Origin of the sequence: Candidatus Rhodoblastus alkanivorans, assembly GCF_022760755.1 — a bacterium.
Taxonomy (GTDB): domain Bacteria; phylum Pseudomonadota; class Alphaproteobacteria; order Rhizobiales; family Beijerinckiaceae; genus Rhodoblastus; species Rhodoblastus alkanivorans.
In genome coordinates, this window is the sequence record NZ_JAIVFP010000001.1 from 2,836,654 (window position 1) to 2,852,898 (window position 16,245).

Genomic DNA, 16,245 nt, shown 5'->3' on the forward strand with positions numbered 1-16,245 from the left:
CTAGCAAACCCGAACCGCCCCAGCGCGCAGGCCGGTTTAGCTCAGCTGGTAGAGCAACTGATTTGTAATCAGTAGGTCGCGGGTTCGATTCCTGCAACCGGCACCAATAACATTCAATGAGTTAGAACAAAAAAGCCGGAGGCGCGTCGCCCTCGTTTATGTTTCGGGTAACTCATAGGGTAACGATTAGCGCTCGGAGGCCCCTTGGCTCCATCGCGAAAAATTGCCGACGTCAAATCCCGGCGTATCTGTAAGCGCCTTTCCAAGCTGCCGCACCTGCCCGCTTTCTGGTAAAGCGCCGATCCATTGGAACGGCGCGGCGAAGGAGCCGCGATGGCCAGCAGCGATGTAATCCGCATCAACCGCGCGCCGGTGCTCACACTTTGGACCTCGATCGTCGCCGAGCGACTTGGGCTTCCGGCCGCCACGGCGCTGACGCTTGGGCGCGCGGTCGCTGGCTACAGCGCCCAAGCCAAGGCGAGGCGCCTGGGGCTCGCCGAGAAGCGCGAGGGAGCCGGAGCGCAGGGAACAGCCCCGCATCCCGCGCGAGACCGTCCTTTTGCTCGGGCGGCGCATTCCGATCATGGCGACGGACGAGGGCGAGATTCGCGCCGAGGATCACGGCAAGCCGGCCTCCGAGCGCTCGACCCTGACCTATATCCGGCGGGCCTTTGGCGCTAATCTCGACGCCGTGCGCGCGGCGATGTTGGCGTTGGCGGCGTCATATCCGCCCGATGAGCTTAACCGCTTAGGCTTCCACCTTTATGAGCGGTTCCGTCCCGAAGTACCCGATGACGTCAGCGGCTGGGGCGCGAAAGCAGAATTGAAATTGGAACGTATCCGGAACGCGCGAATTTGAGGTTTGGGTGCCGACGCCCGCGCAACCGTAGGCGCCCCCTCCTTCGGCCGTGATCCTGTCTCCGGATCGGCGGCCTTGAGAATGACGCAGCCTTCTATGAAGATATGCGCCGGAAATTTTCCCGCTGCAGGGAGGGCGGTCTATGTTCGTAAGGCTGCTGGCTGGCGTGGCTCTCGCCGTGCCCATCTGGGGCGCTTCCCCATCCCGCTTGATGGCGCAGCAAGCGTCTATCGAGGAGGGTTTTGACATTCGAGGCATCGCGTGTAACGCCGACGGCCGCTGTGCTTCGTTCCGCCAGCGGACCCAGGCCGCGACGCGGATGCAGTGCCAGAGCGTCGCCGGCATGTTTGGCATGGCAGAGTGGCAGAGCCAACACCCGGACTGGACGGTCAAAGAATGGCATTGCGCGGCGCGAGGCGAGCACGACCTGTAACGCAAGCAATCGTGGCGTGTTCGTCCAGACCGAGGCGAGGGCGCGGACCACATAGCGACGGCGAAACGGCATTTAGGGAAACGCGGGACCGAACCGTGCGGACATGCGGCCGTGCAAGATTTTTGATCCCTGATCGTCGTCGTGACGATATGAAAAACGCCCGCCAGTTCATCCGTGGCGGGCGTCCTCTGTGTCGTGCGGCGATTAGAAATGCTGGTTCACGGTCAGATTCCGCCCGTCACAAAATTCGGCGAAGGTCACCTATGCCGCCCAGAAACCCGTCGAACGAATTCCAGCCCTCGGCTTCGAGGTCGAACTCAAAACAGCCATCTTATGCTCCATGTTTCAGGAGAGAAATACGAGTGAAGGCCAGCAAAAAACGCCCCATCGCTGATATAACGATGGGGCATTTCTTGTCATGACGCTAGGGTTCGGACTCATAACCAGTAGCTGACGGTCGCAGCGATGAAGACGGCGGCGAGAAAGTTGGCGGCGTTTCGGTCATATCGCATTGCGACGCGCCGAAAATCTTTTAGCCGACAGAACATGCGCTCGATGGCGTTCCGGTTTCGGTAAAGGACTGGCGAGAAGCAATTCTTCCATTTCCGGTTCGCCTTGGGCGGGATGTTCGGCATTGCGCCGCGCTCCTCGACCTGACGACGGATGGCGTTGGCGTCATAGCCCTTGTCGGCATGTAGAATGTTGCAGGCAGGAAGCTGTTCGAGCAGCGCCGCGCCAACGGTGCAATCGGCGACATGCCCGCCGCTGAGCATCAAGGCCAGTGGGCGACACAGAGCATCGGTCAGCGTGTGGATTTTTGTCGTTCGCCACCCCGCGAGCGACCAACCGCCTAATTTTTCTCCCCCCTTTGCCGCCTGCGGCCGAGCGATGCGCCTTGACCGCCGAACTGTCGATCAGAACCTCGGCTGGTGGTCCACCCGCTTGCGCAAGGGCTTGAAACAAGGCTACCCATACGCCCTTTTCCGCCCATCGGACGAAGCGATTGTAGAGCGTCTTCCTCGGTCCATATTCCGGTGGCGCGTCGATCCATCGACCGCCAGACTTCAGAACTTGAACGATGCCGCTGATCACGCGGCGGTCATCAACCCGAGGCTTGCGGCGCGTGTCGGTCGGCAGAAGCGGCTCAATCTTCGAAAATTGTTCGTCCGTCAGCCAAAATTGATCCCGATTCATCGGTTCTTCCTTCGGAAGCCGTGAATCACAAACCGATGATCATGCCAACCACTTTATGGGTCCAGACCCTAATCTGAATAGAGCCGCCCAAGAAAACCCGACGCGGGTCGTTGCGGGCCGAACCCGCTTGAAAAGCGGCGCTCACGGAGAATTGAACGCTCAAACGGCATGGCGGGCCGCCAATTGACGCGTGTCATTGCTTTTTCTCGGCCTTGCGCAGATCATTTTCAAACAACTTGTGGATGGTCCTCGATGGAATGGCGGCGAATTCGCAAGCCTCCGGGGGAATGCCGGGACGCCAACCTTGTCGATTACGAAGAGGGCGTTCGGGAATTCTCGTGGGACAAGGCCCGCGGCCAACTCGACGGACTTCCGGGCGGCGGGCTGAACATCGCCCATGAGGCTGTCGACAGGCACATTGTGGCTGGCCACGGCGAAAAGCACGCCCTGCGCTGGATCGGGCGCGACGACCAGATACGGGATTTCACTTATTCCGCGCTCGGCGCCGCGATCAATGGCTTCGCCAATGTGCTGGCGCGCCGAGGCGTATCTAAGGGCGATCGCGTCTTTTCGCTACTTGGGCGCGTCCCGGAGCTTTACGTTGTTGCGCTCGGGACGCTCAAGAACGGCAGCGTTTTCTCGCCGCTGTTCTCCGCCTTCGGACCAGAGCCGATCAAGGCGCGCATGACTATCGGCGAAGCCAGGGTCCTGGTCACGTCGGAAGCCTTCTATCGCCGCAAGGTCGAGCCGTGGCGCAGGGAACTGGCGACGCTGGAGCATGTTTTCCTCACCGAATGCTCGGGCGAACCGCCGGAAGGGACGATGGACCTCTCGGCCGCCATGGCGGACTGTCTGGCGGCGTTCGAAACCGTCCGGACGGCGCCGGAAGACCTGGCCCTGCTGCACTTCACCAGCGGAACCACCGGCCGGCCGAAGGGTGCCGTGCATGTGCACGACGCGGTGGTTTCGCATCATGTCACCGGCCGTCTCGCCCTCGACCTGAAACCGGGAGATGTCTTCTGGTGCACGGCGGACCCCGGCTGGGTGACGGGCATATCCTATGGCGTCATTTCTCCCCTCAGCAACCAATGCGCGCTAGTTGTCGATCAGGCCGAGTTCGAGGTCGAACGCTGGTACAGGACCCTCGAACGGGAACAAGTGACCGTGTGGTACACGGCGCCGACGGCGATCCGCATGCTGATGAAGGCCGGGGCCGATATCGCCCGGCGGTTTGACCTGTCGCGCCTGCGCCTGATCGCCAGTGTCGGCGAACCTCTGAACCCCGAGGCGGTCGCCTGGGGGGCCGAGGCCTTCGGCAAACCGATTCACGACAATTGGTGGCAGACCGAGACCGGCGGCATCATGATCTCCAATTTTCGCGCGATGGACGTCAAGCCGGGCTCCATGGGGCGTCCGCTGCCCGGCGTCGCCGCCGGGATCGTCGAGCGTCTCGGCGATGGCGCCGTGCGAGAGATCGAAACGCCGATGACCAAGGGCGAACTGGCCTTGCGCCCGGGTTGGCCCTCAATGATGCGCGGCTATCTCCACGAGGAGGAGCGCTACCGCAAATGTTTTGCCAGCGGCTGGTATCTCACTGGCGATCTCGCCATGCGGGACGACGAGGGCTATTTCTGGTTCGTCGGACGCGGGGACGACGTCATCAAGAGCGCCGGCCATCTCATCGGCCCTTTCGAGGTCGAAAGCGCCCTCATGGAGCATCCGGCGGTCGCCGAGGCGGGGGTCATCGGTGTGCCCGAGCCGACGGTGGGCGAAGTGGTGAAAGCCTTCGTCGCGTTGAGGAACGGCTATGAGCCGAGCGAGAGCTTGCGTAAGGAACTGCTTGGCCATGCGCGGCGACGCCTCGGGCCGGCGGTCGCCCCCAAGGACATCGCCTTTCGCCAGAATTTGCCGAAAACCCGCAGCGGCAAGATCATGCGCCGCCTGCTCAAGGCCCGCGAACTCGGCCTGCCGGAAGGCGACCTTTCGACGCTGGAAAGTGAGGAACGATGAGTGCGACAATGGACAAGCCGCACATCACACGGGAACACGCGCTGAATCTTCTCGGGCAGATGATCCGCATCCGGCGATTTGAGGATAAATGCGCGGAGCTTTACACGCAGGAGAAGATCCGCGGCTTCCTGCATCTTTACGACGGCGAGGAGGCCGTCGCCGTCGGGGTCATTCCCGTTCTGCAAGAACGCGACCGGATCGTGGCGACCTACCGGGAGCACGGCCACGCGCTGGTGCGCGGCGTGCCGATGGGCGCCGTACTCGCGGAAATGTACGGAAAACAGGAGGGCTGCAGCCTCGGCCGCGGCGGCTCGATGCATCTTTTCGACCGGTCGAGGAATTTCTATGGCGGCAACGCCATTGTGGGCGGCGGACTGCCGCTGGCGGTCGGCCTCGGCCTCGCGGACCACATGAGGCGGGAGGACAAGGTCACGGCATGTTTCTTCGGCGACGGGGCGGTCGCCGAAGGAGAATTTCACGAGAGCCTCAATCTCGCCGCGCTGTGGTCCCTGCCCATTCTGTTCGTCTGCGAGAACAATCTCTATGCGATGGGCACAGCCTTGGCGCTCACGGAATCCGAGACGGACATCGAGCACAAGGCCGCCTGCTATCGCATCGAATCCGAAGCGGTGGACGGAATGGACGTCGTGGCCGTCGAAGCCGCCGCGCGCCGCGCCGTGCGGGCCGTGCGCGAAACCGGAAAGCCTTATTTTCTCGAATGCCGCACCTACCGGCTGCGCGCGCATTCCATGTTCGACGCCCAGCTTTACCGCGACAAGGCCGAGGTGGAGTCCTGGCGCCGCAGAGAGCCCATACTGCGCTTCAGCGAATGGCTGCAAGTCAATCACATGGTCCACGCGGAAGAGATCGCGCGCATAGAGAGCGCTGCCGCCGGCGAGATCGAGCAAGCCGTCGCCTTCGCCGAGGCGGGAACATGGGAGTCGGTCAAAAATCTGACGCGTTTCGTCTATGCGGAGACGCCGAAATGAACGAAATGGGCGACGCCGCGAAACAAGAATCGGACCTTCCCGCAATGGTCGAGACGACCTATCGTGAGGCCGTGAAGGAAGCGATCCGCGACGCGTTGCGCCGCGACGATCGCGTTTTCCTGATGGGAGAGGATGTCGGCCGCTACGGTGGCTGCTATGCCGTCAGCAAGGGGCTGCTGGCCGAATTCGGGCCCGAGCGGATTCGCGACACGCCGCTTTCGGAATCGGGGTTCACAGGCGCCGGGATTGGCGCGGCCATGGCGGGGATGCGGCCGATCGTCGAATTGATGACCGTCAATTTCAGCCTGCTCGCGCTCGACCAGATCCTCAACACTGCGGCGACCGTCCGCCACATGTCGGGCAATCAATTCGGCGTCCCGCTGGTGATCCGCATGGCGACAGGCGCGGGCCGCCAGCTCGCGGCCCAGCATTCACACAGCCTTGAGGGCTGGTATGCTCACATCCCCGGCATCAAGGTTTTGGCGCCGGCGACCATCGAAGACGCCCGGGGCATGTTGTGGACGGCGCTGCAAGACCCCGACCCGGTGCTGATTTTCGAGAATGTCATGCTTTACAACATGACGGGTCGCCTTGAGGGCGACGCGGGCGCCGTCGATATCGACAAGGCCGCCGTTCGACGGGATGGAGAGGACATCACCCTCGTCACTTATGGCGGCTCGTTGTGGAAGACGTTGGCGGCGGCCTCGGCGCTGGAGGGCGATAACATAAGCGCGGAAGTGCTCGATCTGCGCAGCCTGCGGCCGCTCGACAACGACGCGATTTTGACGTCGGTTCGCAAGACGCGCCGGGCGCTCGTCGTCGACGAAGCCTGGCGCTCCGGCAGTCTCGCGGCGGAGATTTGCGCCCGCATCGTCGAGGGCGCCTTTTTCGAGCTAGACGCCCCCATCGGCCGCGTCTGCAGCGAAGAGGTTCCCATTCCCTACGCCCGCCATCTTGAAGAGGCGGCGATCCCGCAGACGCCGAAGATCGTCTCCGCGGTCAAAGCCATTTTCGGAAAAGCGTGATGGCCGGCGGCGTCATCGATTTCCGAATGCCGTCGCTCGGCGCCGACATGGAGGCGGGCACGCTTGTCGAATGGCGCGTCAAGGCGAACGACAACGTCAAACACGGTGACATTGTCGCTGTCGTCGAAACCCAGAAGGGCGCTATCGAGATCGAGGTTTTCGAAAGCGGCGAGATCGCGGAAATCCTGGTCAAGCCGGGGGAGAAGGTTCCGGTCGGAACGCCGCTGGCGCGCATTCGCGTGGCCGTTGCAGCGGAGGCGGCGGCCCGGGAGCCGAGCGCGCCCGCCGCCGCGCATGCAGCGCTTACTGAACGGCCGCCGGCTATGCCTGTGCGCGCGGGCGTCTCCCGCGAGACCGGCGGCCGCGTCCCCGCTTCACCCGCCGCGCGCGAACTCGCGCGCTCGCTGGGCGTCGATCTTGCGACGATCGCCGGCAGCGGCGCCGACGGCGCAATCGTTCGCGAGGATGTCTTGCGAAGCCAACCCGCCACGGAGGGAAAGAGGCCGGTCGGACTTGACCTGGGCGCGATGCGTGAAGCCATCGCAGCCGCCATGGCGCGATCGAAACGCGAGATTCCCCATTATTATCTCCAGCACCAGATCGACGTCACCCCGGCCGAAGAATGGCTTGCGCAACGCAACGCGGGGCGCCCGCCGGCCGACCGGCTCCTTTTTGTCGCCGTGGCGATGAAAGCGGTCGCTCTGGCGTTGAAGCGCTTTCCAAATTTTAACGGATTCTGGCGGGAAGGAAAGTTCGAACCCTCCTCCGTCGTTCACGTCGGAACGGCGATCGCCATTCGCGGTGGCGGGCTTGCTGCCCCCGCGCTTCACAATGTGGATAAGCTTTCGTTGGACGGACTGATGACCCGGCTTCGCGATCTCGTGCAAAGAATGCGGGCCGGCCGCATCCGCGGCTCTGAGATCGTCGACGCGACCATCACGGTTTCCAGCCTTGGCGAGCGCGGCGTTGAGGCCTTGTTCGGGATCATCTATCCGCCGCAGGTCGCGCTCGTTGGTTTCGGGACGATCACGCGGCGGCCCTGGCTGGTCGGGGATATCGTTCAGGCGCGCCCCATCGTCACGGTCACGCTCGCCGGCGATCATCGAGTGAGCGACGGCCACGCGGGCGCTTTGTTCCTCGCCGAGATCGGCAAGCTTCTTCAGGAGCCGGAAAAATTATGAACGAGAACGAGATTCGCGCGATATTTCTGGAGGAGCTGGGGAACATCGCCCCGGAAATGGATTTGGTGCAAATCGATTCCGCCGCCGATCTGCGCGAAACCCTCGACATCGACTCGATGGATTTCCTCAATCTCGTGACAGCGATTCATCGCCGCCTCGGCGTCGATATTCCTGAACTCGACTATCCGAACCTCGTCACGCTCGGCGGCGCTGTGCGCTATCTCGGCGACAGGTTGACATAGCCGCCGCCTTGGCCATGGCGCACGCCTGGCCCACATGGCGCCTGCGGTTGATCCAGGGGATAACGCCCTGTGTCGTCGGCTCCGGCGCCGCCCCGCGTTGTCGGGGATGCTTGGGGGTCTCGGTATCGCCGCCTCGGTCGGAGTGGATATTTCGCCGGTTGCCACGCTCGATCGCGCCGACGACCTTCTGCTGTGTATCCCTCCGGCGTGACGCGCTGTCGATTCCGACGAAGGCGCCCGGCAATTACGAGATAATGGCGCCCATCGATTCCTGGATGATGGCGCCCCCCCGGTAACGGGATGATGGCGCCCGGGTCGTGGGGTTTGCTGGCTGACAATTTCTTGGCGCCTGAGACGGCGCCTGGTCAAGAGGCGATCGTGCTCTTGGCGCGAGCGCGCCGCATGCTTTCTCCGGTCAGTTCGATGCGGTGGGCGTTGTGGACCAGTCGGTCGAGGATGGCGTCGGCATAAGTCGGATCCCCGATGATTTCATGCCAGCGATCGACGGGAAGCTGCGAAGTGACGAGGGTGGATTTGCGGCCATAGCGCTCTTCGAGGATTTCCAGAAGGTCATGGCGCGCCGCGGCGTCGAGCGGTTCAAGCCCCAGTCGTCCAGCACCAGGAGATCGGCGCGCCCGAGCGAGCGCAGCAGGCGTGCATGGCGACCGTCGCCGCGCGCCAGGGCGAGTTCCTCGAACAGCCGGGGGACCCGCTGATAAATGACGGACTTATTATCCCGGCAAGCCTTATGGCCAAGCGCCGAGGCGAGCCAACTTTGCCGACCCCGGTCGGACCGATCAGGGCCAGATTGTCGTGGGCGTCGATCCAGCCGCCGTTGATGAGTTTTTGCATCATGGCGCGGTCGAGGCCGCGCGGGCTGCGATAATCAATGTCTTCAACGCAGGCCTGCTGGCGCAATTTCGCGACGCGCAGCCGTGCGGCCAGTCGCTTGTCCTGGCGCAGGGAGGCCTCGCGATCGAGCAAAAGGCCCAGCCATTCCGGATGACTGAGGCCGCCGGCCTCATCGGACGCCGCGACTTCGACGAAGGCCTTGGCCATGCCGTGCAGGCCGAGGGTGTGGAGTTGGTCGAGGGTTGGATGTTTGAGCAAAAGCTTCTCTCCTAATTGTAGTAGCGCGGGCCGCGGATGTTGGCGTGCAGGATCGTCGGCGCCTCCGCGGCGCGCTTTTCGGCGGGCCGACGATCAAGCTTCTTGTCGAGGATGGATTTGACGGAGGAATAGGTGCGCGCTCCGATGGCGATGGCGCGCTCGGCCGCCGCCTCGACGCGCTCGTCTCCATAGGAGTTCGCCAGGCGAACGATGCCCAGGCAGGCGCGGAAGCCCTGTTCGGGATGGGGGCGACGCTCGATGATCTGCTCGCACAAGGCCGCCGTCGTCGGCCCGATCCGCTTGGCGTCGGCGCGGATTTTGTCGATCGTCCAGTTCTTGTAGCGGCGATGGCTGGAAGGCATGTGGTCGGCCACGGTGGTGTGGCCGTGATTGCCGCTCATGCGAAGATGGGCGGCGATCCGCTCGCCCCGGAGGAATATCTCCACCGTCCTGACGGTGATCCGGGCTTCGACCTCGGCGCGGGCGAAGCGGTGGGGAACCGAGTAATAATGGCTGGAGACTTCGACATGGTAGTCGACGCCGACGCGGCAGGTTTTCCATTGCGCGAACTCGTAAGGTTCGACCGGCAAGGACTTGAGCGCCGGTCGATCGACGTCCTCCAGCAATTGCCGTCGGGTGACGCCAAGGCGCCGGATCGCCCGTTCGTCATTGAGTTGCCTCATCATTTCGACGATGGCGGCGTTCAGTTCGGCCAGGCTGTAAAGGTGCGCCGCCGCAGCCGCCCCAGGAGCCAGCGCTCGACGATCAGCACCGCCCGCTCGACCTTGGCCTTGTCGCGCGGCTTGTAGGGCCGCGTCGGCAGAATGGCGGTTGAGTAGTGGGTCGCCATCTCAGTGTAGGTTCGGTTGACGTCGGGATCGTAGAAGCAGGCCTTGATGACCGCCGTCTTCGTGTTGTCCGGAACGAGGAGTTCGGGGCGCCGCCAATCGCCGAGAAAGCGCGGACATGGGCGTCGATCCAATCCGGCAGCGCCTGCGTCCAGCCGGCGCAGGCGAACGTGAAGCTCGACGCGCCGAGAACGGCGACAAAGACCTGAGCCTCGCGAACTTCTCCGGTCAGACGATCGATCACGACGGGCACGGTGTCGCCGGCGTAATCGACAAACAGCCGCTCGCCGGCGGCATAGGTCTGCCGCATTGTCACCGATAGCGTCTTCGCAAAGCCCCGGTAGAGGTCGCAAAACCGCGAGTAGCTGTAGCCGCCCGGATTGACGGCGATATATTCGTCCCAAAGAATCGTCAGGGTGACGTGCTTGCGTTTCAACTCGCGATGGACGATCACCCAATCCGGCTCGGCGACACGCCGATGCCCCCGCCTGCTGCGGCGATTGGCGTAGAGAGCGCCTTCCAATGCGATGTCGCTCATGCCTTCCGCCTGCGTCCAGGAAAGCCCCGCGCTTTCGGCTCTTTGCAGCATCTCGCGCACCGTCGAACGCGCCATGCCGAGCCGCCGGGCGATTTCGTGCGCCGAGAAAGAAGAAAATTTCAGTCGAATGATTGCGCGCGCCTGGCGCATGGAAATTCGCTCCGCTGGCATCGATTGCTCCCTTGGATCGCCAAAAGAGCGACTTGAACATGCCAGCGGCGGCCCCGTCCTTCACGAAATCACCCGGGCGGGATCATCTCGTAATTGGGGGCGCCATCATCTCGGAATGGGGGGCAGGATCATTCCGTCACGGGGGCGCCATCATCCAGGAATTGGGGGGCGCCATTATCTCGTAATTGCCGGGCGCCTTCGTCGGAATCGACACCCTATAGCCCTGACATGAATCCGATCGAGAAAGCCTTCTCCAAGCTCAAGGCGCATCTGCGCAAAATCGCCGAGCGAACCGTCGGCGGATTGATGCGCGCGCTCGAAACTTGCGCCGAAATCTTCAAGCCCACAGAATGCGAAAACTATTTCACAGCCTGCGGATACAATCCAGTTTGATCGGAGGCCGCTCTAGGTCAGACGGATCACGTCCTTCAGCCCCGTGGCATTTTCAAGCCGCGACAGGGTTGGCTGCGAGCACAGGGCGCCGTCGCGCCGATCAGAGCCTGTTGCTTTGTCGCGACGGCGGGGTCAGCGGAAGGGTCTCGGCATCTACCCACATCAATGCGCGCATTCGACTCGATCGCGGTTTTCGATTTCGGCGCCGATCAATTCTCCGCCGCGACCGCCAGCCGCGCGAGCGCCGGAAGCGATTTCACCCCGGTCCGTTTCATGATCGCGGCGCGATGGTTTTCGACGGTGCGCTGACTGATGCCAAGATCCGCCGCGATATTCTTGCTCGGATGACCGGCCAGAACCATTTCCATGACCTGCTTCTGCCGCGGCGTGAGGCCCTCCAGATGGCTCGCGGCGTCTTCGCGCCAGGCGATCAGCTTGCTCTCATCCTGCGAATGCTCCAGCGCGTGCTCGACGCAGGCCAGCAGTTCGTCTCGGCCAACCGGCTTCTCGATGAAATCCGACGCGCCGGCTTTAATCGCCTGAACCGCCATCGTCACGTCAGCATTGCCGGTGATCATGATGGCCGGTAACCGATGGCCCTCGTCGTTCAGCCGCCGCAACAATTCGAGGCCGCTCATGCCGGGCAGATAGGCGTCGATCAGCAGGCAGGCCTCCCGCCCCGGCCGGTAGGCCTTGAGAAAGGCCTCGCAATCGGCAAAATCCTCGACGGTCCTTCCGTCGTCCTCAAGCACGCTGCGGATCGTCGCGCGAATGTGGCTGTCGTCATCGACGACGTAAATGACCGGGGGTCTGGGAACCTCGACCGTTTCGACAGGGCGTTGAAGTTTTGCGCGCGGCGGCGCGTGCTTCGACGCCAGCGCCCGCTGCACGGCGCGCGTCACATCGTCCAGTTTCACCGGCTTGTTGAGCAGCACGCAGTCGGCGTCCGCTATGGCGCGCAATGTCCTGGTCGAAATGTCGCCGGTCAGAATGATTGCGGGAACGGCGCGATGAAGCTTTTCGCGCACCTTGGCGACCACTTCGAGACCGTTCATGCGGTTGGGCAGATTGAAATCCGCCAGGATGACGTCCGGCCGGAAATCCTCGCGCTCGATCAATTGCATCGCCTCGGAACCGTCGTAGGCGCGCGCCATGCGATGCCCCTCTTCGCTGAGAGAAGCAGCGAGCAATTCGCGCAATTCTGGATCGTCCTCGACGACCAGGATCGCGCCCTTGCGGGCCGCCTTTTCGCCGCTTGCGGGGCCGAAATCTGGACCCGGCTCCGGAAGCTCTGGAGGCGCCGCAACCTGCGGCAGCGCGACTTCAATACTGAAGACCGAGCCGTGGCCGTCATGTGAGCGCACGCGCACACGATGGCCAAGCAGATTGCCGATCCGCCGCACGATCGAGAGGCCGAGGCCAAGGCCAAGGCTGCGCTCGCGCGCCTCATTGCCGACTTGATGATATTCCACGAAAATTGCCTGAATTTCCTCGTCGGGAATACCGATCCCTGTATCCCAGACCTCGATGCTCAACATCCCCTTGCGGCGACGGCAGCCCAGCAGCACCTTGCCGCTTTTGGTGTATTTCAAGGCATTCGAGAGCAGGTTGCGCACCATCGTTTCGAGCAGGCGGGGATCGCTGAAAATCGACAGGCCGCAGGAAACCACGCGCAGGTCGAGCGCTTTCGCGTGAGCCTGATAGGTGAACTCGTCGTGCAATTTCACGAGCAGATCATTGACCGGGAACAGCGCCATCTCGGAGCGGATCGCGCCAGCCTCGATCTGGTTGATGTCGAGCAGCGCATTGAGCATGCCCGTCATCCCGCCAAGGGTCTCCCCGATCCGCGCCACCAGTTGCCGCTCTCGCTCGCTTTCCACCGCTCGTGTCAGAAGCCCCTGCAGCAGGGCCAGCGTTTGCAGCGGCTGGCGAAGGTCATGGCTGGCGGCGGCGAGGAAGCGCGATTTCGCGGCGTCGGCGGCTTCCGCCTTGCGCTTGGCGGCCTCGAGCGCGTCGCTGGCGTCTTTGCGATCCGTGATGTCGGCGAAGGTGATGACCACGCCCTCCACGCCGCCGCCCTGCGTCCGATAGGGCAGGATTCGTCGCATGTACCAGGCGCCGCTGCGCGCTTCGATCTGGCGTTCGATCGGCAGATGCTTGGCCAGCACCGCGCGCGCATCGGACAGAAGCGCGCTGTCGGCCACGAGCGAGGCGAGGTCCGCCAGCGGGCGGCCGACATCGCTCGCAATCACGTTGAACAGCGATCTGGTCGCGGGCGTGAAAAAACGGATTTTGAGAGCCGCGTCGAGAAAGATCGTCGCGACATCGGTGCTATACAGAACATTCTGAAGATCGTCGGCGGTGGTTCGCTGCCGATCGAGCGTTTCCTGAAGCTGGTTGTTGAGGGCCGTCAATTCCTCGTTGAGCGATTGCAACTCCTCCTTCGAGGTCAGCAGCTCCTCATTGGTCGACTGGAGTTCCTCATTGACCGACAAGGCTTCCTCGTTGATCGCCTTCTGCTCCTCGCCCGAGATTTCCAGATTGCGAATCGCGCCCTGCAACTCGATCCGCGTCGTTTCCAGCTCCTGCTCGAGTTCGGCGATCCGCGAAACGTCGCCCGGCGCGACAGCGCCGCCCTGCCGGCGCTCCTGCGTCGCTTCGTCGAGAAAACAGATTAACGCCAGTTCCTCGCCCTCGCTTTCAACCCGCCGCGCCGACAGGCTGAAGCATATAGTCCCGCCGTCGTGATCGACACGGCAGCCGGCGACGGTGACGGGCGCGTTTTCCTGAAAGACCCTCTGGATCGCCGATCTGAGCTTGGCGCCCAGACCTTGTCGCGCCGTGGCCAAAAGATCGTGCGTCGGCTGCCCGGGCGGTACAAACAGATAGCGATCCGTTGGCCCCAGCGAAAACAGGCGCTCGTTCTTGCGGTTAATCAGCACCGCCGCCGGCGTGTAATGCTCCAGCACCAGCCGCCGGCAAAGTTCGGCGAGAATTGTTTCGCGCGTCGGCGCCCGCCCCTGGCCCTGGCCCTGGCCCTGGCGCGCGGGAATGCGCACGCCGTCGCCGCCCAGAAAGCCGAAATCTCCCGGCCGCCCCCGCGCCGTATGGCGGAAAATACGCTCGCTCTTGGAAATCGCCGTGAAACAGCCATGCGGCTCGCCGACCGTCTCGGCGCCGCCAAGAAGCAGCACGCCGCCCTCGCGCAGCGCGAAATGGAACAAAGCCATGACTTTCGCCTGCGCCTCCGGACCCAGATAGATCAGCAGGTTGCGGCAGGACACGAAATCGAGACGCGAGAACGGTGGGTCGGCCAGCAAATCCTGCACGGTGAAGACCACGTCCGCGCGCAATTCGGGCAATATTCTGTAGCCCCGCTCCTCCTTGACGAAGAAACGCGCCAGCCGCTCCGCCGACACGTCGGCCTCGATCGACGCCGGATAGAAGCCCTCGCGCGCTTGCGCCACGGCGTCGGCGTCGATATCCGAGGCGAAGACCTGAAGCTTGACATTCTTGTTGGCGGCGGCGATCGCCTCGCGGAAAAGCATGGCGAGGGAATAGGTTTCCTCGCCGGAGCTGCATCCCGCGATCCAGATCCGCAATGGCTGGTCCGCCGGTTGATCGGCGACGAGGCCTGGAATGACTTTCTCGGCGAGAAATTCGAATACTGTCGGGTCGCGGAAAAAACGTGTGACGTTGATCAGCAGGTCCTTGGCCAGAAGATCGAGCTCCTCCGGATCGCCACGCAACTTTTGCAGATAAAGAACCATGCCGCCGGTTTGGAGCGCCATCCGGCGTTCGATCCGGCGCTGCAACGTCCCCTGCTTGTACGGCCTGAAATCATGCGCCGTCTTTGTGTGCAAAAGGTCGATGATCTCCGCCAGCCAATCCCGTGCCGATTCCTGCGCCGGCGCATTTCTCCCCGCGCGCGCGTCATATTTGAGGATCGCTTCGGGAATTTTCGCCGCCGGCAGCACGAGATCCACCGCGCCAGTCAGGATCGCATTGCGCGGCATCCCGTCATATCCGGCTTCTTCCGGGTCCTGCGCAATGACCAGCCCGCCTTGTTCCATGATCGCCTTCAGGCCCGAACTGCCGTCGGTGCCCGTTCCCGAAAGGACGACGCAAATGGCGCGGGCGGCATATTCCTCGGCCAGGGAATGCAGCAGGAAATCGAAGGGCCGCCGCGCGCCGTGACGATCCCGCGGTTGCGAAAGGCGCAAGGCGCCGGCCTTGACCGAGAGATAGGACCCCGGCGGAATGACATAAAGATGCTCGCGCTCGATCTTCAGGCCGTCGGTCGCCTGACAGACTTGCATCGAGGTATGGCCGGCCAGCAGCTCCACCAGCATGCTTTCATGGGTCGGATCGAGATGCTGGACCAGAATGAAGGCAAAGCCGGCGTGGGGAGGCAGCGCGTCCAGCACCTTCCTGCAGGCGTCGAGCCCCCCGGCGGAGGCGCCGACCGCCACGACCGGAAACGACTCGGCCTTGGCGGCGGGCCGCTGTTCCGGCTCGCTTGAAGGCGCCTCGGACTTTTTTGCGGAGCGCTTTCGAACATCTCGCATGCGAAACCTTCTCGGACGATCGCCCGCGCAGCCAATACTCGTGGATATTATCACCTAAACGCCACCTCCCCCGCCGATTTTTTTGCTCGTCGGCGCATGAGTAGTTTCCGACTCTGCGCGGGCCCGGCCCGCCGCCTATGCTGAGGATCGGCAGGATCGCCACCGACGCGGAATGGGGATCGCGCGCCAACCCAAGCGCAGCACCCGAGGGAATCGCCTCATGAAAAAACTGCGCGTGATGATCGTGGAAGACGACGGAATTATCGCCAAGCTGCTCGCCGAACTGATCGAGGCGCTCGGGCATGAGGTTTGCGCCATCGAGTCCGGCGAGAGCGGCGCCGTAGCCGCCGCCCGTCGATCCAAGCCGGATCTGATGATCGTCGACGCGCATTTGCAGGATGGCAGCGGCATCGGCGCCGTCGAGACGATCACGGATATCGATCCCGTTCCGCATATTTTCGTCAGCGGGAACCCGTCCGCGGTCAAGCTTTTGAAGCCAAACGCAACCGTGCTGCAAAAGCCCTATTTCGAACTCGATCTGCTGCTCGCCATCCAGTCGGCGCTCGGTACTGCGGCGCCCTGAACGCGAGCGGTGTTTTCGCCTGACGCATGCGGCGTGAGTAATTTCCGACGCTGCCGCCAGCGGCGTCGGTCGCCTAGGGTCCGACGTCATCGAGAGGATCT

The 16,245-nt window shown here is 63.2% G+C and carries 10 protein-coding genes, 1 tRNA gene and 3 pseudogenes; 10 read left to right on the forward strand and 4 right to left on the reverse strand.

Annotated features, from left to right (window positions below; all coding sequences use genetic code 11):
* Window positions 1–30: 30 nt before the first annotated feature.
* The 3 genes from K2U94_RS13085 to K2U94_RS13095 all read left to right on the forward strand — a co-directional run bounded on the left by K2U94_RS13085 (window position 31) and on the right by K2U94_RS13095 (window position 1,292).
* A tRNA-Thr gene (locus tag K2U94_RS13085) sits at window positions 31–106 on the forward strand.
* Between the two features lie 477 nt (window positions 107–583).
* Window positions 584–859: a hypothetical protein gene (locus tag K2U94_RS13090; RefSeq protein WP_243067635.1), complete on the forward strand. Its 276-nt coding sequence runs from the start codon at window positions 584–586 to the stop codon at window positions 857–859.
* Window positions 860–1,001: 142 nt separating this feature from the next.
* A complete protein-coding gene (locus K2U94_RS13095) occupies window positions 1,002–1,292 on the forward strand; it encodes a hypothetical protein (protein ID WP_243067636.1) in 291 nt (96 codons plus the stop codon).
* Window positions 1,293–1,729: 437 nt separating this feature from the next.
* Here K2U94_RS13095 and K2U94_RS13100 read toward each other — a convergent pair.
* Window positions 1,730–2,486, reverse strand: a protein-coding gene (locus tag K2U94_RS13100) for an IS5 family transposase (protein ID WP_302850646.1) whose coding sequence is annotated in 2 segments (ribosomal slippage) — window positions 1,730–2,161 and window positions 2,163–2,486 — 756 coding nt in all. Because the reading frame shifts where the segments join, the coding sequence is not laid out codon by codon here.
* Window positions 2,487–2,738: 252 nt separating this feature from the next.
* Here K2U94_RS13100 and acsA point away from each other — a divergent pair.
* From acsA to K2U94_RS13125, 5 genes are read left to right on the forward strand one after another with little or no spacing between them, the layout of a single operon-like run.
* Window positions 2,739–4,496, forward strand: a complete 1,758-nt coding sequence (gene acsA / locus K2U94_RS13105) for an acetate--CoA ligase (RefSeq protein ID WP_243067637.1) — start codon at window positions 2,739–2,741, stop codon at window positions 4,494–4,496.
* An 8-nt stretch (window positions 4,497–4,504) separates the two neighbouring features.
* Window positions 4,505–5,485, forward strand: coding sequence for a pyruvate dehydrogenase (acetyl-transferring) E1 component subunit alpha (pdhA, locus tag K2U94_RS13110; protein WP_243067638.1), 981 nt, complete (start codon window positions 4,505–4,507; stop codon window positions 5,483–5,485).
* The gene (locus K2U94_RS13115) at window positions 5,482–6,510 is read left to right on the forward strand and encodes an alpha-ketoacid dehydrogenase subunit beta (protein ID WP_243067639.1); all 1,029 of its coding nucleotides are present in this window, start codon (window positions 5,482–5,484) and stop codon (window positions 6,508–6,510) included. Before pdhA ends, K2U94_RS13115 begins: the two co-directional genes overlap by 4 nt.
* Window positions 6,510–7,691, forward strand: a complete 1,182-nt coding sequence (locus K2U94_RS13120) for a dihydrolipoamide acetyltransferase family protein (protein ID WP_243067640.1) — start codon at window positions 6,510–6,512, stop codon at window positions 7,689–7,691. Before K2U94_RS13115 ends, K2U94_RS13120 begins: the two co-directional genes overlap by 1 nt.
* Complete coding sequence (locus K2U94_RS13125; protein WP_243067641.1) at window positions 7,688–7,933, forward strand: acyl carrier protein; 246 nt, start codon at window positions 7,688–7,690, stop codon at window positions 7,931–7,933. The genes K2U94_RS13120 and K2U94_RS13125 overlap by 4 nt, the downstream gene beginning before the upstream one ends.
* A gap of 365 nt (window positions 7,934–8,298) precedes the next feature.
* On the opposite strand, the pseudogene istB reads toward K2U94_RS13125, so the two are convergent.
* Both istB and istA read right to left on the reverse strand, forming a co-directional pair.
* Window positions 8,299–9,043 (reverse strand): annotated as a pseudogene (gene istB / locus K2U94_RS13130) (IS21-like element helper ATPase IstB).
* Window positions 9,044–9,054: 11 nt separating this feature from the next.
* Window positions 9,055–10,579: pseudogene (gene istA / locus K2U94_RS13135) on the reverse strand (IS21 family transposase).
* A 234-nt stretch (window positions 10,580–10,813) separates the two neighbouring features.
* On the opposite strand from istA, the pseudogene K2U94_RS13140 reads away from it, so the two are divergent.
* Window positions 10,814–10,993 (forward strand): annotated as a pseudogene (locus K2U94_RS13140) (IS630 family transposase); the annotation flags it as partial.
* 209 nt (window positions 10,994–11,202) lie between these two features.
* Here K2U94_RS13140 and K2U94_RS13145 read toward each other — a convergent pair.
* Window positions 11,203–15,561, reverse strand: coding sequence for a chemotaxis protein CheB (locus K2U94_RS13145; RefSeq protein ID WP_243067642.1), 4,359 nt, complete (start codon window positions 15,559–15,561; stop codon window positions 11,203–11,205).
* A 220-nt stretch (window positions 15,562–15,781) separates the two neighbouring features.
* Here K2U94_RS13145 and K2U94_RS13150 point away from each other — a divergent pair, with 220 nt between their 5' ends.
* Window positions 15,782–16,144, forward strand: coding sequence for a response regulator (locus K2U94_RS13150; RefSeq protein WP_243067643.1), 363 nt, complete (start codon window positions 15,782–15,784; stop codon window positions 16,142–16,144).
* The last annotated feature ends 101 nt before the right edge of the window (window positions 16,145–16,245 follow it).